Source organism: Lysinibacillus sp. FSL P2-0066, from assembly GCF_037969495.1.
In the GTDB taxonomy this organism is placed as follows: Bacteria; Bacillota; Bacilli; order Bacillales_A; family Planococcaceae; genus Lysinibacillus; species Lysinibacillus boronitolerans.
The window spans coordinates 1,866,425-1,885,985 of sequence record NZ_CP150202.1; the positions used below are offsets into that span (position 1 = coordinate 1,866,425).

General features: G+C 38.7%; 24 protein-coding genes. 14 read left to right on the plus strand and 10 right to left on the minus strand.

What is annotated here, in order from left to right; all coding sequences use genetic code 11:
• Positions 1-2: 2 nt before the first annotated feature.
• The 3 genes from MKZ14_RS09060 to MKZ14_RS09070 form a co-directional block, all read right to left on the minus strand.
• Entirely contained in the window at positions 3-1,169 is a 1,167-nt protein-coding gene (locus MKZ14_RS09060) for a Ger(x)C family spore germination protein (RefSeq protein WP_333004563.1), read from the minus strand.
• 131 nt (positions 1,170-1,300) lie between these two features.
• Positions 1,301-1,546 carry a YkuS family protein gene (locus MKZ14_RS09065; RefSeq protein ID WP_036081217.1) on the minus strand — a complete coding sequence of 82 codons (246 nt, stop codon included), beginning with the start codon at positions 1,544-1,546 and terminating at the stop codon, positions 1,301-1,303.
• Between the two features lie 80 nt (positions 1,547-1,626).
• Positions 1,627-2,604 carry an arginine deiminase family protein gene (locus MKZ14_RS09070; protein ID WP_333004565.1) on the minus strand — a complete coding sequence of 326 codons (978 nt, stop codon included), beginning with the start codon at positions 2,602-2,604 and terminating at the stop codon, positions 1,627-1,629.
• Between the two features lie 118 nt (positions 2,605-2,722).
• On the opposite strand from MKZ14_RS09070, the gene MKZ14_RS09075 reads away from it, so the two are divergent.
• Positions 2,723-2,920 (plus strand): hypothetical protein, encoded by a 198-nt coding sequence (locus MKZ14_RS09075; RefSeq protein ID WP_016993373.1) that lies wholly within the window; start codon positions 2,723-2,725, stop codon positions 2,918-2,920.
• 17 nt (positions 2,921-2,937) lie between these two features.
• Here the strand turns inward: MKZ14_RS09075 and MKZ14_RS09080 are convergent, their stop codons facing one another.
• Positions 2,938-3,363: a hypothetical protein gene (locus MKZ14_RS09080; RefSeq protein ID WP_333004567.1), complete on the minus strand. Its 426-nt coding sequence runs from the start codon at positions 3,361-3,363 to the stop codon at positions 2,938-2,940.
• A 102-nt stretch (positions 3,364-3,465) separates the two neighbouring features.
• A complete protein-coding gene (locus MKZ14_RS09085; RefSeq protein ID WP_009371001.1) occupies positions 3,466-4,041 on the minus strand; it encodes a TIGR00730 family Rossman fold protein in 576 nt (191 codons plus the stop codon).
• 79 nt (positions 4,042-4,120) lie between these two features.
• On the opposite strand from MKZ14_RS09085, the gene MKZ14_RS09090 reads away from it, so the two are divergent.
• A complete protein-coding gene (locus tag MKZ14_RS09090) occupies positions 4,121-4,435 on the plus strand; it encodes a MazG-like family protein (RefSeq protein WP_026023570.1) in 315 nt (104 codons plus the stop codon).
• Between the two features lie 10 nt (positions 4,436-4,445).
• Positions 4,446-4,889: a GNAT family N-acetyltransferase gene (locus MKZ14_RS09095; RefSeq protein WP_312127059.1), complete on the plus strand. Its 444-nt coding sequence runs from the start codon at positions 4,446-4,448 to the stop codon at positions 4,887-4,889.
• A 32-nt stretch (positions 4,890-4,921) separates the two neighbouring features.
• Here the strand turns inward: MKZ14_RS09095 and MKZ14_RS09100 are convergent, their stop codons facing one another.
• On the minus strand, positions 4,922-5,374 hold the full coding sequence (locus MKZ14_RS09100) for an NUDIX domain-containing protein (protein WP_258859260.1): 453 nt from the start codon (positions 5,372-5,374) through the stop codon (positions 4,922-4,924).
• Positions 5,375-5,467: 93 nt separating this feature from the next.
• On the opposite strand from MKZ14_RS09100, the gene MKZ14_RS09105 reads away from it, so the two are divergent.
• Entirely contained in the window at positions 5,468-5,968 is a 501-nt protein-coding gene (locus MKZ14_RS09105; protein WP_244905005.1) for a hypothetical protein, read from the plus strand.
• 346 nt (positions 5,969-6,314) lie between these two features.
• On the opposite strand, the gene MKZ14_RS09110 is transcribed toward MKZ14_RS09105, so the two are convergent.
• The 3 genes from MKZ14_RS09110 to MKZ14_RS09120 all read right to left on the minus strand — a co-directional run bounded on the left by MKZ14_RS09110 (position 6,315) and on the right by MKZ14_RS09120 (position 8,591).
• Positions 6,315-6,965: a Fic family protein gene (locus tag MKZ14_RS09110; RefSeq protein ID WP_339280827.1), complete on the minus strand. Its 651-nt coding sequence runs from the start codon at positions 6,963-6,965 to the stop codon at positions 6,315-6,317.
• A 3-nt stretch (positions 6,966-6,968) separates the two neighbouring features.
• On the minus strand, positions 6,969-7,154 hold the full coding sequence (locus MKZ14_RS09115; RefSeq protein ID WP_016995489.1) for an antitoxin VbhA family protein: 186 nt from the start codon (positions 7,152-7,154) through the stop codon (positions 6,969-6,971).
• A 264-nt stretch (positions 7,155-7,418) separates the two neighbouring features.
• Positions 7,419-8,591, minus strand: coding sequence for a multidrug effflux MFS transporter (locus tag MKZ14_RS09120; protein WP_339281013.1), 1,173 nt, complete (start codon positions 8,589-8,591; stop codon positions 7,419-7,421).
• A gap of 288 nt (positions 8,592-8,879) precedes the next feature.
• Here MKZ14_RS09120 and MKZ14_RS09125 point away from each other — a divergent pair, with 288 nt between their 5' ends.
• From MKZ14_RS09125 to MKZ14_RS09140, 4 genes are all read left to right on the plus strand, one after another.
• The gene (locus MKZ14_RS09125; RefSeq protein ID WP_339280828.1) at positions 8,880-9,731 is read left to right on the plus strand and encodes a GNAT family N-acetyltransferase; all 852 of its coding nucleotides are present in this window, start codon (positions 8,880-8,882) and stop codon (positions 9,729-9,731) included.
• A 103-nt stretch (positions 9,732-9,834) separates the two neighbouring features.
• Complete coding sequence (locus MKZ14_RS09130; RefSeq protein ID WP_339280829.1) at positions 9,835-10,368, plus strand: GNAT family protein; 534 nt, start codon at positions 9,835-9,837, stop codon at positions 10,366-10,368.
• Between the two features lie 161 nt (positions 10,369-10,529).
• On the plus strand, positions 10,530-10,745 hold the full coding sequence (locus MKZ14_RS09135; protein ID WP_016993664.1) for a hypothetical protein: 216 nt from the start codon (positions 10,530-10,532) through the stop codon (positions 10,743-10,745).
• A gap of 136 nt (positions 10,746-10,881) precedes the next feature.
• Complete coding sequence (locus MKZ14_RS09140) at positions 10,882-11,661, plus strand: class I SAM-dependent methyltransferase (RefSeq protein WP_339280830.1); 780 nt, start codon at positions 10,882-10,884, stop codon at positions 11,659-11,661.
• Positions 11,662-11,851: 190 nt separating this feature from the next.
• Here MKZ14_RS09140 and MKZ14_RS09145 read toward each other — a convergent pair whose 3' ends face one another.
• Entirely contained in the window at positions 11,852-12,247 is a 396-nt protein-coding gene (locus MKZ14_RS09145; protein ID WP_339280831.1) for a glucosamine 6-phosphate synthetase, read from the minus strand.
• Between the two features lie 192 nt (positions 12,248-12,439).
• Between MKZ14_RS09145 and nagZ the strand changes: the two genes are divergently transcribed.
• The 6 genes from nagZ to MKZ14_RS09175 all read left to right on the plus strand — a co-directional run bounded on the left by nagZ (position 12,440) and on the right by MKZ14_RS09175 (position 19,497).
• Entirely contained in the window at positions 12,440-14,128 is a 1,689-nt protein-coding gene (gene nagZ / locus MKZ14_RS09150; RefSeq protein ID WP_339280832.1) for a beta-N-acetylhexosaminidase, read from the plus strand.
• A 66-nt stretch (positions 14,129-14,194) separates the two neighbouring features.
• Positions 14,195-15,631: a helix-turn-helix domain-containing protein gene (locus MKZ14_RS09155; RefSeq protein ID WP_339280833.1), complete on the plus strand. Its 1,437-nt coding sequence runs from the start codon at positions 14,195-14,197 to the stop codon at positions 15,629-15,631.
• A 203-nt stretch (positions 15,632-15,834) separates the two neighbouring features.
• Complete coding sequence (gene deoD, locus MKZ14_RS09160; RefSeq protein WP_312127068.1) at positions 15,835-16,542, plus strand: purine-nucleoside phosphorylase; 708 nt, start codon at positions 15,835-15,837, stop codon at positions 16,540-16,542.
• A gap of 62 nt (positions 16,543-16,604) precedes the next feature.
• Entirely contained in the window at positions 16,605-17,786 is a 1,182-nt protein-coding gene (locus MKZ14_RS09165; protein ID WP_339280834.1) for a NupC/NupG family nucleoside CNT transporter, read from the plus strand.
• Positions 17,787-17,963: 177 nt separating this feature from the next.
• The gene (locus tag MKZ14_RS09170) at positions 17,964-18,392 is read left to right on the plus strand and encodes a hypothetical protein (RefSeq protein WP_312127282.1); all 429 of its coding nucleotides are present in this window, start codon (positions 17,964-17,966) and stop codon (positions 18,390-18,392) included.
• A 166-nt stretch (positions 18,393-18,558) separates the two neighbouring features.
• Positions 18,559-19,497 carry a rhodanese-related sulfurtransferase gene (locus MKZ14_RS09175; protein WP_339280835.1) on the plus strand — a complete coding sequence of 313 codons (939 nt, stop codon included), beginning with the start codon at positions 18,559-18,561 and terminating at the stop codon, positions 19,495-19,497.
• Positions 19,498-19,561: the final 64 nt, after the last annotated feature.

The following is a 19,561-nucleotide window of genomic DNA, read 5'->3' on the forward strand; positions in this document are numbered from 1 at the left end:
TGTTATTCGGTAATCGTTTCTGCAAATGTTTTACGGCCAGGGCTTACTTTATTAATATGAATATCGATTTTGCTAATGGAATCTTTGCTTAAAGGAATTTTGCCATCCTTCTCTAATCTCTTCCAAGCCTTTACATTACTACGATAGAGATATTCGGATAGGCGAAAGATATCCGCATCCATTTTTAGTCCTTCTTCAAAGGTAGTTAGGATTTCTTCCTTGACGGCTTTTTCTACTTTTTTTCTTACCTGATTGGGTGTCAGCTTCCCTTTAAAACCATTTAAAATCGTATCGAATTTTAAATTTATTTCAAATGTTACGTCATTACCTTTGACAATTGGCTTGACTTTTACATCAAGCTTTTTAATATCGACAGTTAAGTAATCACTTTTTTCATTATTTTCTAATTCGACGGTAATTTCTCCTTGCTTTGTTTCATCATTCATCCACTCGATTCCACGTGCCGATTTGCCTTTAATATAGCCTTTAAAACTATCCTTTGAAAGAATACCGACACCAGCAAAAACGGTTGCAGTTTTGGAGCCATCCATTGTTTCCCAGTTTTCGTTGACGGTTACGTAAGGAATTTTCATTTCGTGGTTGGGCTCATTTAAGCCAATGACTAGTTGTCTTAAATTGACAGGCTCTACAAATGACTCCTGTTTCGCTGTATTTTTGGGATTACTTAATTTGGCAGCAGTTGGTGATTTCTCTAACAATGGAGAAACTAATAAAACATCTTCAATAGGATCTTGGGTACAGTAAACCCAAATATGATATCTGGTCTCGCGAAAGCGTAAAAAAGTATCAATAACCGCAATAGCATGTTCATCTTTCATAGCACTCTCTGAGAAGAGAAGAAAGGTCATATGTCCCCAAAATACTTCTTGGTCCATTGAACGATACAATTTGTAAATGGCTTCTTCTATTGTCTTTCCCTTCGCTTGGCCAATTTCGGTAGGGGCAGCATTTGGATTAGCTGATTCCGTTTTCGCTACGTTAGCAAAGTTGATAATTTGTAGGTATGCTGTATATTCATTATCCTTATAGTCAACCCCGACACCTTGTACGTAATACATGCGTTGTGGCTCTGTTACATCCCAACAGCCTGATAGCAGTAGTGTAGTCGTAAGCATTAAAATAACAATTGCAATCTGTTTTTGGCTCATATGTCTCCCTACTTTTTGAAGTTCGTGTATATTAGTTTGTACAAGAACGCAAGGTATTATAAGTAGAGACCATTTGTATGTAGGAAAGTGCTGCTCTTGTCAAAAATGACATGAAGACAGCACTTGAGGTTTTAGTGGAAATATTTTTGGACGCGTTGAACGACCTCGTTTGCCGAAAGTCCATTCGCATCGATCACAGGGCCTTCAATGACTGGATCACTAATTCCCATGACATCGCGATCTTGACCTGTAATAATACAAGCATCACATTTTTTCGCATCCTCTTCATTGCGAAGCTGGATGACTTCATAGCCCTGTGCTTTTAAAGCATCCTCGATATTTGATAATGATTGTTCCACACCAATAATTCTAGACATTTCTTGTCCACCTCCTACAAATAATGTGCCATTTCAGGTTGCGCATTATTCATCCTATTTTTAGCTGGGAGAGATAATTTCTAGAGATCCGTGCGTAATAGGGGTTGTGTACTACATCTAAAAGAACCGCCAAAGCTTCGAGAGATTGTAAAATCAACATATTCTACGGTGATACCTCTCTTCGCTAATTGCTCACCAATCCATGTAAATTCTTTGTCTGTAATGTAGACTTCTTCATTAATAGGTAACCCGTTAGTAGCAAGTTTGGCGGCATCCTCTAGGGAAACGTGAATTTTATCCCAATCTTTTAGCTGTTCGGGAATACCATCAAGGAGTGCTTCCTCGCAGACAATCATTAGCCCCTCTCTAACGAGGCTAAGCGCACAGTCGAGATGAAGAATGGTTGGATGAAGCGGCACTTCGACCACCGTATAATCAAAGTTACGTGCTAAATTACGCAGCCATTGTACACCATTTTTATTGGAGGCTAGTCCTGAATTCCCGACGAAAATCGTTTTATCTAACACTAACACATCACCGCCCTCTAAAAACGGGCCAGCTTCAGAATCTAAACCATCTGCCGTATCAGGCTTTGGAATGGAGACATAGAAACATTGATTTTCGTTTGCTTCCTGTACTAAAAGATTGCGCACTGGCAAAATTTCGTTGCGTCTATGTGGGAATCGAAGGGAGCCCTCGATTAAGAGATGGCCGATGGTGAAAAAGGGATCGCGAACGAAGAAATTGCTATAGCCATCTTCTTTTCCTACCTCTTTTTCATAGTCTGTTAAACGTCTTGGTACCTGTACTTCTACACCGTATTTTTCTAATACTTTTTTTAAATTTGCACGTTCCAATTCCCATTGCTGCTGTCTTTCTGGAAAGACGTCCTTAAAATTTTTTCCTAGTGTATTTACGCTTTCATAAAGCGCTAATGTTTCTTCTGTTAAAAAATCATCATCTGTCGGAGCCTCTTTAGCTGGAAAAGCAAATTCCGATTGAGCCATGACGACTCGTTTTAAAGGAGCAAACTCACTTTTTACAAAAATATTCGTCATCGTACTTCCTCCTGTTGTATGATTTAGAAAAAATAATGAAATTTTTTCCTTCGATGTTCCTTATCGTAAGGTATATAGTTACTATATAGTCAAGAATAGGGTGTAAGATGGTGAAAAGATGGGCATTGCTGAGGTGCTGACGATTGTCTTTATCGTATTAAAGCTAACAGAAGTCATAACATGGTCGTGGTGGTTCGTCTTATTACCAATGATTCTTTCATTTAGTCTGTATGCCATTATTGGCCTGGTGAAGCTTGGAATGGTATTGATTGCTGTGGTAGCAGTGAAGAGGCGGGATGATGAAATCAATAGATAAATAATATAGCCACCTGATTAGTTTAAGAAGCTTTGAACAAATAAAAATAAATCAGTATTGTCCACGACAATGTATTGCTTCATATTTTTAGGATGCACGTTAATACCAATGATATTTCTAGCATAATCCAATTTGATTGTAAAAGACTCATTTGTACTGGGTGAAGTGAAAATCAAATAAGCATCCGTATTAAATGCGGGTATATTCGGTATAAATTTCTTTTTCATCACTAGATTATCTAGTATTAAGATCAGTTGCTCTGTTTCCTTTGCATCCATATAATACGATTTTTCTCTCGTATCTGAAATCAGAACGGTGTGAATACTAGCTGTATTTAATTCAGGTACAGCATCATGAAAGGAAATGTGCGGTTTACGATAAAACACAAGTAGCAAAATGATTACTAGTAATCCGAACGACCAGATTAATCTTTTGTTTTGCATAGTCATCGCCTCCTAGTTCTTAAACCAATTATAGGATCATTTTGAATAGTAGGGAATGAAAAAGGTGAGGTTAGTCCAATTAGGTCCAGCCTCACCATTTTATTATTTGCTTAATTCATAAGTTTTCACTGCTGGAGGAACAAAGCTTTCGCATTTATCTAATAGTGCTGCTGCGTCCTCATCAACAATAAGTGCCTCACGGTATTGTGCTTTTAAAAATTGTTCATTTTGCATATGGTCAAAGAATGATATTAATAAATCAAAATAGCGTTCCATATTGAAAATAGCACAAGGTTTTTGAAGCAGACCGATTTGATTCCACGTAAATACTTCGAAAAATTCCTCTAATGTTCCAGGTCCACCAGGTAGGGCGATAAAGCCATCTGCTAATTCCATCATTTTACTTTTACGCTCATGCATCGTCTTTACAACAATCAGCTCCGTCAGCTGTTGATGCGCAATTTCACGTTCTTCTAATAATGTCGGAATCACCCCAATGACCTTGCCGCCTTCTTCTAGCACTGTATTCGCTACTGTTGCCATGATGCCTACAGAAGCACCACCATAAATAAGCGTAATTTGTCTTTTGGCTAATTCTTTACCTAGTAAAATCGCGCCTTGACGATAAGCGTCAGATGCGCCTAGACTGGATCCACAAAATACGGCAATACTTTTCATAGCTGATTTCCTCCATATCTGATCAAATTCTTTTATAGTATAATTTATTTTGAAGAGGAAGGAAATGGAGGAAACGAAATTGGAACTAAATGAATTTCAACGCTGGGTAAAGGATTATTATGAAGCACGTGGCTGGTCAGAGCTTAATATTTTTACACGTATTGGCTTCTTGGCAGAAGAAACAGGTGAGGTAGCAAGGGCGATTCGAGCAATCGAGATTGGTAGAGATCGACCAGATGAAAAAACACAATCCTTTGAAGAAAATAAACAGGAGCTTATTGAAGAGCTAGGGGATGTCCTAGGAAATCTTATAGTGATTGCCAATCAGTACGATATTCCATTAGAAGAGATCTTTGCTGCGCATCAAGACAAGCTGATAAAACGTTACGAATAGGAGGAGCAAGATGGAATATCAAGTAGAGGTTTTACGGGAACAGCATGAGGATTTTACGAATTTTTTAAGCGAAAAAATTCGTGCCTTTAATAATGAGCAATCTCTTCATCATCGTGAAAGTAGACAGCAAGGTGCGGTTCTTCCTTTACAGTTGATCGTCACAGATCAACAACAGCAATGGATAGGTGGCATAACGGCTGAGATATATTGGGGATGGGTGGAAATACATAAATTTTGGTTTAGTGAAGAATATCGTGGAAAGGGTATGGGCAAAAAGCTCTTAGCACAAGCAGAATGGGTAGCGAAGGATATGGGGGCAACAAAGGCCCTACTAACAACCTACGAGTTTCAGGCGCGTACCTTTTACGAGGCACATGGCTATCAAGTAGTGGGCGAAATTAAAGATTATCCACCAGGCAGTAGCTACTATACGATGGTGAAAGTGCTTGCTTAAGAATTGGCTGTCTATTCTATAGACAGCCTGTTTTAATTGACATCACCCAAATAGATTGTTGTTTGTTGTCCTCGTATAAACTGCTGTAGCGGTTGGATAAGTGCTTTTGGGTAAAGTCGATAAGTATGAAGCTTTTCAATTGGTATCCATTGTGTCCCAATTTGAAGAGTATCTGGATTTGTTGGTTGACAAGCTTGCTTATTTACCTGACAGAGGAAATAATATTCTACCTGATGTACGTCTGCGTCAAAGGCGGCATGCTCATGATTTTGTCCGATGTATTCTCGGATAAATAATAGCTCTCCAATCTGAACAGAGGAGCCAATTTCCTCAAGGCATTCCCTTTGCAACGTTTTGTGAAAGGTCTCTCCATGCTCCTGTCCACCACCAGGGCAAAGATAAAAGTAGCCCTCGACATCTTGATTTTTTGTTAGTAATAGTTTCCCGTCCATGATGATGATGGCTTTGATAGAATTTCTAATCATCGACTTCTCCTTAATTGTTATTTTTCGTGATCATGACTAAAACGCTTCATGAATGTCTACCTTAGTAAAAAGGGGAGATGAAGCGTGTATTCAATGTCCAATTTTAAATTACTTGTAGAAAAACAGTCTGAAATTGATACCATTTATCAGAAGTGTAATGATTTAATTCAATCAACTGTTACACCGAAGCTAGATGAAGAGGTCGAGCAGTTTTTAAAGCTGGTTGAACAGCATTTGACACAGCAAGGCTTTACCATTACGAATACATCAACAGGGTTAATCGCCAATTATCAAGAGGCTGTCATTAATGTAGATAAGCATTCAAAGCATTTGGAAGAATGCTTTTTTATCAATTTAAATAGTTATGCTGAGGATCAAGTCTCTATTGTACTAGATATTTCACCGACAATGCTACCGAAAATTTCAAACCAGCTCGATGGCTACACAGATATTATTGAGCAAATGACAGATAAGCTAAAGCAAGCAAAAAGTTTGGAGAAAGCCTGTACAAATCCCAAATTTCTTTATAAAACACAAAGCAATAAAGTATTCCATACCCCTCAGGAAGTATTGGATTATTATTTTCAAGGATAGGAGAAGCAGCTAGAAAAAACTAGTAGGTGTATAAAAAGTGGAAACTTGATGTTGAGGACTGACCTCAGCAGTATAGACAAATAAAAAAATACACCTTCGATTGAATATGGGGTTAAAAACTAAATTTCAATTAGGAGGTGATTTTTCTAAGAGTAAAAGGTTTTAAATGAATTAATTTGATCCCTTTTGCCAAATATATATATAAAGGATGATGATTCAATTACAAATCACCATCCTTTTTAGCGTATTAAAAAACTAAAACATACTTAATCTGTAAATAAATCATTCCTTAATCCGTTTCAAAGGGCTTTTCTTTATACTTGGAAACATCATAACGCCCAATTACTTAATAATTACTAGACGTTTCATCGTCAGCCTTGAATTTATTGAAATCAGCTACATCCAGAGCATCTGTCATCATCTTCAATAAATATTGTGGTTCCGGAGCTTCTTCTACTGCTGAAAGAACTAGTGCATTTCGTAAATATCCTGCATACTGTGAGAGCAATTGAGCATTGAAGTCTAGCCTATTTGCTTCAGCAAAAAGCTTCATGAAAATCGATACCGTTCGTGTATTTCCTTCTCGGAAAGGATGAACACGCCAAAGTTTTGTCATAAATGAAGAAAAGTCCTCAACAAGGCGAGGATTAGAATACTTCCATTGCTTAGATTTAGACCAACTGAAAATAGTTTTTAAATCAGATACAATGTGATCTTTATCACTATAAGCAACAGATAATCCATTTAAAACATGTTCACTTTTATAAATATTGACTGTGCGGAATTCTCCTGCCCATGAATATAGCTCATGAAAAAGGAAGTGATGAATCGTTTGGAGACTTTTATATTTGTGGAAGTCAATATCCTGCGTGATAGAAGAAATATCTATAATCCCAGCGATTAACAGTTGTGCTTCAACGTCAATCAATAGTTGTTCATCTCGAATATTTAATTTGTTGATTAAGACATTTGTATTAGGATAAATATATGGGTCCATAAACTACTGTGAAGCCCTTGTATATTTTTCAACAATCGCTTGTTTCAATTCGCTGGATGATACTTGACCATTTTCATATTGGTTTAAGAGGTTCTGTGTAAATGCGCTCGGTTTTCCACCGTCAATGGCAGCCATACCAACTGCGAATTGCACTTGCTTTTTACGTTCTAAGGATGAATTTTCTTTCATAAATAACACCCCTCACTTTAATGGTATATCTATTATATCAGTTTTATGCATCAGGAGATAGTTAGATCACTGCACGATGCCTACTGAGTGAGAAAATTCAATAGGTGCCAGTGGGAAAAATTTAGAGCTAAGCTCCCTATAATCAAAGTGGGTGAAATTTTACGAAGAGTAAAATTTCACCCACTTTTTCTATTCGGAGAAGAGGTTTTGTTCTAGTCTTTCATCTATCTAAAAGCGATAGGATTAGAAGCCCGCTTTCTTCCATTATCGAATAAACTTTCTCCCAAAAAGCCACATCATTAAGGATAGACCTAAGAAATAAAGTGGCATTGTCAGTAAAGAACCGTTATGCAGTAAGCTCATACCAGAAGTGATGGCACTGACAAGTAAATAATAGCCGAGACTAAAGATAGCGCCTGCTGTGCCAATGACATCCTGAAAATCTACTAACGCTAAACTTAAGCAATTAGGAAGTGCAATGCCTGAGCCTAGCAGTGTGATAAAAATAGTAATCAGTATACCAATGGCCATCATGCTCGCGTGCAATGGCAGGGTACAAACGATAGTCAAAAGCAAAGTGCCACCGAGCATTACCAAGCAGCCAACATGGATGATTTTTTGTGGGGGATGGCCGATGACGAGTCGCTTTGAAATCATAGCCCCTATTATGGAAGCAAGGGCAACAATGATACCAAGAAAGCCGTACAGGCCAGGGGACAGCTGGAAATACTCGATGAAAATAAAGGGTGCTTCGGCATAGTAGCTAAATAGGACACCATTGATGCCTCCAATTAGCAAACCATAGACAAGCACAATGGGTGAAGCAAAAATGCGTTTGACGACAGGCCAAATCGCCGTTCTTTGTCTTGTTGCAGGGTCAGTTGTTTCTGGAAGTCTGCAATAAGCATAGATAAACAACAAGATACTCATGATGACAAGGACAAAAAACACGGCCCGAAAGCCTAGTGCTTGGTCCACCCAACCACCGATTAATGGCCCTACCGCAGGGGTAAAGGCAATGACGGCTGAAATTTGAGCAAACATGGCATGGCGTTGACTACCTGACATACTTTCACGCAATATGGTCTGCGTAATAATGGAGCCAGTGGCAGCGCCGAACGCTTGGAGCAATCGACTTGCCAATAGAAAAGGGATTGACTCTGCATAAAAACAAAGTAGGCTACCTATGCCATAAAAAATTAAACCGCCTAGCATGGCAGGTCGACGGCCAATAAAATCAGAAATCCATCCCCAGCAAAAAACACCAAGTGCAAAGCCAATAAAATAGATGCTTAAGGTTAATTGGACAGAGCTAAAGTCTACACCAAGTGCAGCTGCAATATCCGGTAGAGATGGGGTATATATCGTTTCGCTAATTTGTGGAAAAGCCACAAGAACAATCATTAATAATAAAGATGGTACTGCCTGTTTTTTCAACATATTGCCCTCCTACAAGCAAAATTCTACTTTGTTCGTTACAAGTAGATTGCGTAGCTAGGGAAACGGCGGGACCATTATAAGAATACGTTCATAGGATGTCATGTTGAAATCACCTTTATATGCTTGAAGTAGGAGTGCATAGTCTAGCAACTATTATAGGCTATTTTACAATAATTATATAGTAATAATTGCTAAAGCTAAGAGATATTGCTTGTATATGGTAGGGGGATTTTGTAAAATAGAACGGATGTTCTTTTAAATTTGAATGACAGAGGGTGTATCTAATTGAATTTTGAGCTAACTTTATTTACTTCTACTGATATTCAGGGATTAATCGAGCTATCAGCTTCCGTTGGATGGGATTACGATGCCCATGAAATTGAAACGATTATGGCAGCAGGTAGAATAGTTGGACATAAAAATATGGAAGGGAAAATTGTTTCCAGTGCAGCTATTATTCCCTATGACACAAATGTAGCCTCCATTGGCATGGTGATTGTACATGAGCAATGCAGAGGTTTTGGCTTAGGTAGAATTGTTACGCAAGCCTGTATCGATAGTGTTTCAGCGGAAACAGCGATTATGCTCGTAGCTACGAAAGAGGGAGAACCTTTATATCAAAAAATGGGCTTCACGACTGTTGAGCATGTACATAAATATTTGGCAGACAAATTTGTTGAGACGACCAGCGAAGCCGATTTTTTAGGCACCATCAAAGAATTTCAAGAACAGGATTTTGAACAGCTTGTTAAACTTGACGCAGCAGCCTTTGGGGATAGTAGAAGAATCTTTTTGCGTAAAAGAATTCAGCAATCACAGCGCTGTGTTGTTGTAAAAAATCAAGACAACCAAATGATTGGCTATGGCTTAACGATCGCTGGGCCAATTTATCTTCTTTTAGGGCCAATCGTTGCGCCAAGTATGGAAATAGCACATCACATTATTAATGAATTGGCTAAGGGCCATCAGGGGAAATTACGTATCGACTGTCCAGCTATCCAAAAGGAACTTAGTCCAATTTTACAACAAAGTGGTTTTATGTTGGCTGCAACGCCACCTGTCATGATCCGTAATGCCAAAAAAATGCCTACACGAAATCAAACATTATTTGCTCTAGCAGCACAAGCTTTTGGGTAATCAAACGTGCAAGCCTACTTTTAGGTTTGCACGTTTATGTTATCAAAAAAGGATTTTGAAGAAAGAGTAGCGAATGATATGGATGGTAGAGGAGGGGAACAGCATGTTTCCAGAATTAGAAACAGCAAGACTTAGGTTAAGAGAACTCACAGAGGAGGATGTTCCTGCGATTTTTCGTTGCTTTTCCAATGAGGCTTTAACACGCTATTATGGACAGGAGCCTTTTGCTGTCACACAGCAGGCTGAGCAGTTAATTAAGCAATTTGCTAAAAATTTTGAGGAAAAGCGTGGAATTCGATGGGGCATTGAACGAAAAGATACGAATGAAGTGATTGGTACAGTTGGCTTTCATCTATGGTCGGCGGCACATCGACGAGCAGAGATTGGCTATGAAATTCATCCTGATTATTGGCGGCAGGGTTATACAAAAGAAGCCGTACAGAAAGTAATTACTTATGGTTTTGGGAATATGAACTTAAACCGAATTGGAGCCGTTGTTTTTTTAGAGAATGAGGCATCCTCCCAGCTTTTAATTCAACTTGGATTCCAACAGGAAGGTATATTGAGGGACTATATGTATCAAAAGGGACAGGGACATGATACATTTATCTATTCTTTGTTAAAAAAAAATGAATAATTTAGCTTTAGCGTTTTTATAGAATAATAATTTACTTAGAAATGGATAATAAATAATAATTTAGATGGAGTTTTGAGGGTACTTTTTTCGGTTATATTTCTTATATGAACAACAATTTTTATAAGTTTGTGTAAAATGTAACAGATGAGGGGCTGGGTGTTATGGAGCAATATAGCACAGCTTATTTTCAAAAGCTAGATTTACTGTCAAGCCTATACGCGGGACAGGCTGCTTTAAAGGATTCCATTCCAGCAGAGAAGGTCAAGCGAATGGAGCGCTATCAACAAATTGAAGCGGCGATTACAAAACTAAATAACGAAATTAGAATAATTGAACGGACCATATTAAAGTCCTCCCATTCTATTCGAAATAGTTAATGGTAGCTCAACCCATGCATATCCTTGCATGGGTTTTTCGTTTGATAAGGTAAACTTATGTATTTTTATAATAATTATAGATTTTTCTTATGGGTGATCTACTAGTACACTAAAATAAAGAGGGAGGATGAAGAGAATGGGTATTGATTTCCACAATCAGCAACATCGTACGTCTTATACAACAAGACAGGCAGACAGCTCATGGAAGGAAGCGTTAGCGACACATATTCCTTTTCATCGTATGGGAAAGGCAGTGGATATCGGCTGTGGCGGAGGGATTTATGCCAAGGCTCTTGTCGATTTGGGGGTGGCATCTGTAACAGGTGTAGACTTTTCACTAGCCATGCTGGACGGAGCGAAAGAAAATTGTCGGGCTTATCCGCAAATCACATTTGTCCAAGGGAGTGCTTTCAATACAGGGCTTTCAGGGGATACTTTTGATATCGTGCTGGAGCGAGCTTTAATTCATCACATACAAGATGTCAAAGCATGCTTTCAAGAGGCATTTCGGCTTTTACAGCAAGGCGGTTATTTTATCGTGCAGGATCGCACCCCAGAGGATTGCTTACTTCCAGGGGATGCTCATCATATAAGGGGCTATTTCTTTGAAAGTTTTCCTTCGCTTATTCAAAAGGAAGTAGAGCGCAGACACACTAGTCAGTTGGTGACAGAAAGCTTACAAGAAGTAGGCTTTCAAGAAATTAGTGAACTCAAACTATGGGAGACGAGACAGGTCTATGCTAATAAGGAGCAATTATTGGCCGATTTACAAGGCAGAGTGGGGCGTAGTCTATTACATGAGTTAAATGACACCCAATTATCGTCCCTTCTTGAGCATATAAGGAATGCAATTACCACTGAAGCTTCCATCATTGAAAAGGATCGATGGACGATTTGGATCGCCAAGAAAAAATAAGGATCATCTTATGGAGAGGCTCAACCCTCTCCATTTTTATTCGATTCAGCATCCCCAGAGCTATCCTTCAATTTACAGGATCTATCCGCCACTTTTAACTTTCTATCCGTCACTTTAGGATTGCTATCCACTACTTTGCACATTTTATCCGCTTTCCTAGAGAAAACTCTTATAGCATAACTATAAGGGATTATTTAGTAATTGCCAGCAAAAATTGATCGCGGTCTGCTTCTTCCTGCATTTTACTGTCGACAAGCATTGCACCTGATTGGACACTTGTGATGTCGTTGTCTACAAGAAACTGTACATTCACCTTGGCTACTTCATTGTTAACCGTGCAATCACCCTCAAACTCTACAACATCCTGTCCCTTTTGTGTTTCAAAATAAACCCAATATGGATTTTCACAGGCAGAGGCAAAGGCACTCTCCAAAGTTTTTGTACTATTTTCATAGGAATAGTTTTTTACGTATGTAATGTATTCATTATCTGTAATATCCTTTTGTGGACCATAGAAGTACCAAAATACCGCTAAGATACCGATTGGCACAATCCACAATATATTTCTTTTACTTAATTTCCCCATATGTTATATCCCCCTTTATGTGAATATTTTAACATCTTCTTTTGTATTTTTGCTAGCTTACGATAATATTTTCTATAGAAGGCCGCGATTCTGTTCATTACGTGAGCTTTGAATTCAGGTGGCAGTTATGATAACGTTAGTTGATAGATTTCTATCGATGTCGCCATATTGCTTGGTGAAGGAGGTTTTTACATGCATAAAAGTAGACGTGGTTTGCTGCTAGTTCTTGTGCTGATGTTAATGGGTCTGGCCTTTTTTATCGGCATGAAAATGAGGCCAGTCACACAGCCGACTAGAAATCCTGAGACAACGCCCGTTCAAGAGGATGCGTCCGAACAGGAAGGTGGTTCAGAGAATGTAGAGGCCCTCATACAGACTATTGCTCAATTAGCGCGAGAGGGAAAAGTACCTGAAGTGCCATTTGCAGCAGGAGATACACAACAACAAGCGGTTCGTGAGCAATGGGGAGAACCACAGCAGGTCACGGAATCCGCCAATGGACAATATGAAGATTACGAGGATGTGACGATTGGCTATCGAGGTTCACAGGCCTTCGATATCCGTTCATCGAAAGAGAATATCAAAAGCATTCGTTTAGCAGCAATTAAAAATAAGTTGGGTGAACCTGATGAAGTTCGTTACTACCAGGATCCATCAACCAATCAAATTATTCTTGTCTACCAAGTAAATGCCAGCTATCAATTAAAGTGGATTTTACCGAAACCGACTGACAGTGATGCCAATCCTGCGGTTCATCATATTTCGGTTTATACAGAACTGAAGCCACAAGCACCAGATACAGTGGTACAAATGACATTGGACGAGAAAATCGGTCAAATGATGTTTGCGGGTGTGTCAGGTACGGCGCTTCAGCAGGAGACAACAAGCCTCATTCAAAAGGCAAAAGTAGGTGGCTTGATTCTTTATGGCAATAATCTTGAAACACCCCAGCAAACGGTCACGTTGATGAATGACTTAATGGCTGCCAATTCGAATAATCGGCTACCACTTTTCCTTGGCACCGACCAAGAGGGTGGCAAAGTAGTCAGATTACCAGGCGCTTTAAAAAATTTCCCAACGAACAAAAAAATTGGGGACATTAACCAATCCAAGTTTTCATTTGAAATAGGCCAATTATTAGGGGAGCAATTAAAGGCATTTGGCTTCAATTTGGACTTTGCACCCGTATTAGATGTCAATAGCAATCCGAATAATCCGATTATCGGGGATCGTTCATTTTCCAATGATCCAGCTATCGTCAGCAAATTGGGCATTCAAACAATGAAGGGTCTGGAGTCGGAGCAGGTTATTCCTGTCGTTAAGCATTTCCCTGGGCATGGTGATACATCTGTGGACTCCCATTTAGAATTGCCAAAGGTGACAAAAAGCTTGAACGATTTGAATCAGCTAGAGCTTGTCCCATTTAAAGAGGCCATTAACAATGGTGCAGATGTCGTCATGGTCGCACATATTTTATTGCCAAAGATCGATCCACAGTACCCTTCCTCCATGTCGAAGGAAATTATCACGGGTATGCTAAGAAAGCAACTGGGCTTTGATGGTGTTGTTATGACTGATGATTTGACGATGAAAGCTATCACGAATCATTATGCGATCGGGCAAGCAGCTGTCGATTCGATCAAGGCTGGTAGTGATATTATTTTAATCGCTCATGAATATGCCAATATTACAGCAGCGATAGAAGCGGTAAAGATAGCCGTCAGCAATGGGGAAATAACAGAGGAACGCATCAATGAAAGTGTCCAAAGAATCGTAAAGCTAAAAGAAAAATATCAGCTTGTCAATCAGCCCGTGACTGCGGTCGATGTTAACAAGCTTAATACAGACATCGAAAAAGTATTGAATACGTATATGAAATAAAGGCGAAAAGGGACATACAGCAACCGATGTATGTTCCTTTTTGTGAATGATGGATAGGGTGAGAACGTGGATAAGGAATTCAAATTAGCTAGTCAATTATTACTGTTGCTAGATTCTGAACAAAGGTGGTTTACTTTAGCGGAGGTGGAAAAAAGCTTACATATTTCGGATAAGACCATACGTAAGCTCGTAGAAGAAATCAATCGGCAATTACCAGTAGCAATGACGATTGACGTATCTAGAGGAAAGGGAATTTTTCTACAACGCGATGGGCGAAGTACAACCGTTAGTGAAGTGCTTACTAGCATGTTCAGGCAAACCATCTTCTATCGCTTCATGCACTTATTGTTTATCAATGGGCAACATTTTTCGATGGAGGAGCTAGCAGAGGCGATGTATATGAGCACCTCCTCGTTGAAGAAGCTGATTATGCAACTAAATAATCATGATTTGAAGCCATATAAGCTACGCATCACATACTCGACGCCAGCCATAAAGGGAAACGAATTGAATATTCGCTACTTTTACTGGAAGTTATATGGTGATGCCTATGAGTATACAGGATGGCCATTTACCAATAGTGATGCTGATTTTATCAATCAATGCATCACGCATATAGAGCATGAGCAAAGCATTGTTTATTTTATTAATTCCAAAAGGAAATTATCCTTTTTAGTGGCGATTGTATTGGAAAGAGCGAGAAAGGGAAACTATGTCAAAATTACGGAGGATGATTATGCTTGGGAAAGTGGAATGTTCTATTTGCCAGTAAAAGACTTTACACAGGCACTGGAAGAAAAATTCTCGATTGAATTACCAAGGAGTGAATTGTTTTTTATGCAATCTCTATTTAGTCTAAGCCAATATCATTATTATGAAGGCTCAGACATGACGCCAATGAAGGAAATCGAATTATATAAGAATAAAGAAATCGATCAAATGGCGCAGCAGCTGTTCTCCCTATTGGCCAAGGCTTACCCAAATCTGGATATGAATGAGCGGTTTAGCTTGGAGGTATATGAGTTCTTGGACAAGCTTTTAATCGATAATGCCATCCCTGAATGGCTGATGATTTCAAAAAGTAATTTAACAAACTATGTTCAAATTGAATGTCAGCAAATTTACCAAGATATGCAGACCTGTATGCAGACGTGGCAAAAAGCGTACCCTGCTGTCCTATATAATGACTTTCATTTAACCAAGCTTACCTTACTTGTTCGTTCAGGGCTACGTTATAAAAGTAAACGAGCCTTCTTGGTCATTGGAGAGGAATTTTCAATCCGCCATTATATCGCCAATTTAATCAAGAATGAAATTGGGGACCAGCTGATTATTAATACCTCTATTATGAAGGGGTTAACGGATGAAATGGTACAGCAGCATCACATTGATTTTGTCATAAGTAATTTCCCTGTTGCCTTAACGACAGTGCCAGTTGTTATTATATCCACGATTCCTTCCAAAAGGGATTTAGATAATATTCGTCAGGAACTGCTTCGATAATTTGGTCAATTATTTCCTGTACACTACGTAACAATCTGGTCTAGTTTGTCATCATCATTAAATCTTATACTCATAGTAGTTTCTGAACAGATTTCTTGTAAAAGAGTTCGTGTTGGAAATGGCTATGGGTATTTTTTATTGGTAAATGAAAACGGTTACCTAATTGGATTTAAGATAAATGACATGTTTTTGGAGGTATGAAAATGAGTAGACATTTAGGAGCAAAAAAGGGAGAAATAGCTGAGCGTGTCTTGCTACCTGGAGACCCATTACGTGCAAGATTTGTAGCAGAACATTTTTTAGAGAATGCTTATTGCTATAACGAGGTAAGAGGAATGTATGGTTACACAGGAACATTCAAAGGCGTGCCGATTTCCGTGCAGGGGACGGGCATGGGGAATCCATCGATGAGTATATACGGTACTGAACTGGTTAACGATTATGGCGTGAAGAAATTGATTCGTATCGGCACATGTGGTGCGATGCAAAAGGATATTCAAATCCGAGATATCATATTAGCCCAAGCAGTCTCTTCAGACAGTAATTTGACGGAGAAAATTTTCTACGGCAATAATTATGCCCCAATAGCGGATTTTTCCTTATTAATGAAAGCGTTTCAACAAGCACAAGGAAAAAAGGGGAATGTCTTTGTTGGCAACATTTATAATTCAGATGAATTTTATCGTGAAACATTAGACAGGCTTCATAAGTTTATGGAATTCGGTGTTTTAGGAGTAGAAATGGAAAGCACCGCTCTCTATACGTTAGCCGCAAAATATGGGGTAAAGGCATTGTCTATTTTGACGGTCGGTAGTCAATTATTAACAAACGAAAGCTTAACGCATGAGGAAAGTGAAAAATCCTTTTTTGATATGGTGGACATTGCACTTCATACAATCATCGATGAGTAGGGGATTATGCTGGATGGGAAGAAAAGGCATTTGAAAACATTGTTCGTAACGGAGGGGACAACATGCATTATATCATTTCGATAGTAGGTCTACTACTCGTGCTATTTTTAGCATGGCTTGCAAGTAATAATAAGAAAAAGATTAAATACCGCCCAATCATTGTGATGATTGTTATCCAGCTTGTTTTAGGGTTTCTATTACTGAAAACAGGTATTGGGGAATTTTTAATTAAAGGATTTGCTGATAGCTTTGCAAAACTACTTGAATATGCCAACGAAGGCACAAATTTTGTATTCGGTGGGATGGCGAATGAAGGCGCACATACATTTTTCCTCTATGTTTTAATGCCAATCGTATTTATGTCAGCCATCATCGGCATATTGCAACATTATAAAATTCTACCGTTTATTATTAAATATATAGGTTTCGTATTAAGTAAAATCAATGGGATGGGTAAACTAGAATCCTATAATGCGGTTGCTGCGGCAATTGTAGGGCAAAATGAAGTATTCATTTCAGTAAAAAATCAAATTGGCTTTTTACCAAAGCATCGACTCTATACCTTATGTGCTTCTGCGATGTCAACGGTATCGATGTCCATTGTGGGCTCCTATATGACGATGCTAGAGCCAAAGTATGTAGTGGCAGCTCTCATATTAAACTTGTTTGGTGGTTTTATCGTGGCCTCGATCATTAATCCGTATGAAGTGCAAGCGGAGGAAGATATAATCGAAGTGCAAGAAGGTGAAAAGCAAACATTTTTTGAGATGCTAGGCGAATACATTATGGACGGTTTTAAGGTGGCCATCATCGTCGGGGTTATGTTAGTAGGCTTTGTTGGGTTAATTGCCCTCATTAATGGTGTGTTTAATGGCATTTTCGGCATCACATTCCAAGGCTTCCTAGGCTATGTCTTTGCCCCAATTGCCTTCGTCATGGGTGTACCGTGGCATGAAGCTGTGAATGCTGGTAGTATCATGGCGACAAAGCTTGTGGCAAATGAATTCGTTGCCATGCTGGACTTCGTTAAAATCCAAGACAGCTTTAGTGAGCGTACAGCAGCCATTGTCTCTGTTTTCCTCATATCCTTTGCTAACTTTGGCTCGATTGGTACTATCGTAGGTGCTGTAAAAGGGTTAAATGAAAAGCAAGGCAATGTGGTGGCACGCTTTGGATTAAAATTGCTCTATGGTGCTTCACTAGTAAGTGTTTTATCGGCAATCATTATTGGGATTGTGTTTTAAGTTGAAGAATACAAGAGAAAGAGCATATTTTAGGCGTATCAATTCCTAAAATATGCTTTTTTTGAGCTTTTGATGATCACTCAAAGAAACATTGTAACTTTCTTCCACAATTATCGTTGGATATATTAAGAGGAATAATTGTACCAATAGTAAAAATTCATAAGGGGAAGGATTAGAATGAAAACTTTCTATCATTGTTTAATCATGTGGATTCCTTTTATAGTGCTGTTTGCCTTAGCAGGATTTGGCTTAGAGGTTTTAGAAGGAAGAAAAATCAGAACATCAGAATATATGACGGGATTTCGAGATTTAGGAGCTGGTTATATGTTCTTAATGGGCTCTTTTGCTTTTATTCTTTATCCGATTTCATTTTTACCACTAACATTGCTTGTGAGTCGTTTTATGAAAAATTGGCTGTATAAAGTGGCTTCCTTTACTTTATGTGGTGGGGCAATAGGGGCTTTTTCCTGCATAATCATCTATGATTCGCGATTTATAGAAGAATATAATGTAAGCATTGTCAATTCTATGCTCTTTTTTGGAATTGCGGGTTTTCTCTATGCTTTAGTAGAAAATGCGGTGAAGAAAAATATAAAATTTGTTTAACTAATGAATATGTCTTTTTTCATCTAGCGGAATATGGAAAAATTATTTCTACTCATTTCAGTCTAATTACCGATAGCATATTAACGGATTTTCCTTTATGGTTAATAAGTCGTAAAAGACACTATCAGGAATATCCTGCAAATATTGAAATGATAGGTGGAAAACAATGAATTATCAAGTTTTATTATATTACCATTACACGAAGATTGAAGACCCAGCGGCGTTTTCAGCAATGCACTTAGAAATGTGTAAAGAAATCGGTCTAAAAGGTCGTATTTTAGTAGCCAATGAGGGCATTAACGGTACTGTTTCTGGTACGATTGAGCAAACAGAACAATACATGGCAAACATGCAAGCAGACCCATTATTTGAAGGCATTGTTTTCAAAATTGATGAGGCAGAAGGACATGCATTCAAAAAAATGCACGTACGCCCACGACCTGAGTTAGTCAACTTAGGCTTAGAAGAAGACGTCAACCCACATGAGTTAACAGGTCGCTACCTGTCACCAGAACAATTCCTTGCTGAAATGCAAGATGAAAATACAGTAGTATTAGATGTACGTAACACGTATGAATATGATGTCGGCCATTTTCGTGGTGCGATTCGACCAGAGGTAAAGAACTTCCGTGATACACCAGAATGGGTCCGTGCAAACCGTGAGCTATTCGAAGGGAAAAATGTTTTAACCTATTGCACGGGCGGGATTCGTTGTGAGAAGTTTTCGGGTTGGATGAAACGTGAGGGCTTTGGCAATGTTGGTCAATTACATGGTGGTGTTGCCACATACGGAAAAGATCCTGTTGCGAAAGGTCAACTATGGGACGGTCAAATGTACGTATTTGATGAGCGTTTAACAGTGCCAATCAATCAAGTAGAGCATGTGATTGTCGGCCGTGATCACTATGATGGGGAACCTTGTGAGCGTTACATTAACTGTGCAAACCCTGAATGTAACAAGCAAATCATCGCATCTGAAGAAAATGAAGCTAAGCATTTAGGTGGCTGTACAATCGAATGTACAAAGCATGCACGCAACCGCTACATTGTGCGTCACAATTTAACAGAAGAGCAAGTAGCTCAAGCAATTGAGGCGTTACTTTAAACATACAAAGCGATATTAAATATCTTTCATAACCTACTTTATAGAGGTTCTTAAAACACTCAAT

Coding starts and splice junctions, on each gene's coding strand:
- MKZ14_RS09060 (WP_333004563.1), bottom strand. CDS start 1,169: ATGAGCCAAAAACAGATTGCAATTGTTATTTTAATGCTTACGACTACA.
- MKZ14_RS09065 (WP_036081217.1), bottom strand. CDS start 1,546: ATGTCTAGAATTATTGGTGTGGAACAATCATTATCAAATATCGAGGAT.
- MKZ14_RS09070 (WP_333004565.1), bottom strand. CDS start 2,604: ATGACGAATATTTTTGTAAAAAGTGAGTTTGCTCCTTTAAAACGAGTC.
- MKZ14_RS09075 (WP_016993373.1), top strand. CDS start 2,723: ATGGGCATTGCTGAGGTGCTGACGATTGTCTTTATCGTATTAAAGCTA.
- MKZ14_RS09080 (WP_333004567.1), bottom strand. CDS start 3,363: ATGCAAAACAAAAGATTAATCTGGTCGTTCGGATTACTAGTAATCATT.
- MKZ14_RS09085 (WP_009371001.1), bottom strand. CDS start 4,041: ATGAAAAGTATTGCCGTATTTTGTGGATCCAGTCTAGGCGCATCTGAC.
- MKZ14_RS09095 (WP_312127059.1), top strand. CDS start 4,446: ATGGAATATCAAGTAGAGGTTTTACGGGAACAGCATGAGGATTTTACG.
- MKZ14_RS09100 (WP_258859260.1), bottom strand. CDS start 5,374: ATGATTAGAAATTCTATCAAAGCCATCATCATCATGGACGGGAAACTA.
- MKZ14_RS09105 (WP_244905005.1), top strand. CDS start 5,468: ATGTCCAATTTTAAATTACTTGTAGAAAAACAGTCTGAAATTGATACC.
- MKZ14_RS09110 (WP_339280827.1), bottom strand. CDS start 6,965: ATGGACCCATATATTTATCCTAATACAAATGTCTTAATCAACAAATTA.
- MKZ14_RS09115 (WP_016995489.1), bottom strand. CDS start 7,154: ATGAAAGAAAATTCATCCTTAGAACGTAAAAAGCAAGTGCAATTCGCA.
- MKZ14_RS09130 (WP_339280829.1), top strand. CDS start 9,835: ATGTTTCCAGAATTAGAAACAGCAAGACTTAGGTTAAGAGAACTCACA.
- MKZ14_RS09135 (WP_016993664.1), top strand. CDS start 10,530: ATGGAGCAATATAGCACAGCTTATTTTCAAAAGCTAGATTTACTGTCA.
- MKZ14_RS09140 (WP_339280830.1), top strand. CDS start 10,882: ATGGGTATTGATTTCCACAATCAGCAACATCGTACGTCTTATACAACA.
- MKZ14_RS09145 (WP_339280831.1), bottom strand. CDS start 12,247: ATGGGGAAATTAAGTAAAAGAAATATATTGTGGATTGTGCCAATCGGT.
- nagZ (WP_339280832.1), top strand. CDS start 12,440: ATGCATAAAAGTAGACGTGGTTTGCTGCTAGTTCTTGTGCTGATGTTA.
- deoD (WP_312127068.1), top strand. CDS start 15,835: ATGAGTAGACATTTAGGAGCAAAAAAGGGAGAAATAGCTGAGCGTGTC.
- MKZ14_RS09165 (WP_339280834.1), top strand. CDS start 16,605: ATGCATTATATCATTTCGATAGTAGGTCTACTACTCGTGCTATTTTTA.
- MKZ14_RS09170 (WP_312127282.1), top strand. CDS start 17,964: ATGAAAACTTTCTATCATTGTTTAATCATGTGGATTCCTTTTATAGTG.
- MKZ14_RS09175 (WP_339280835.1), top strand. CDS start 18,559: ATGAATTATCAAGTTTTATTATATTACCATTACACGAAGATTGAAGAC.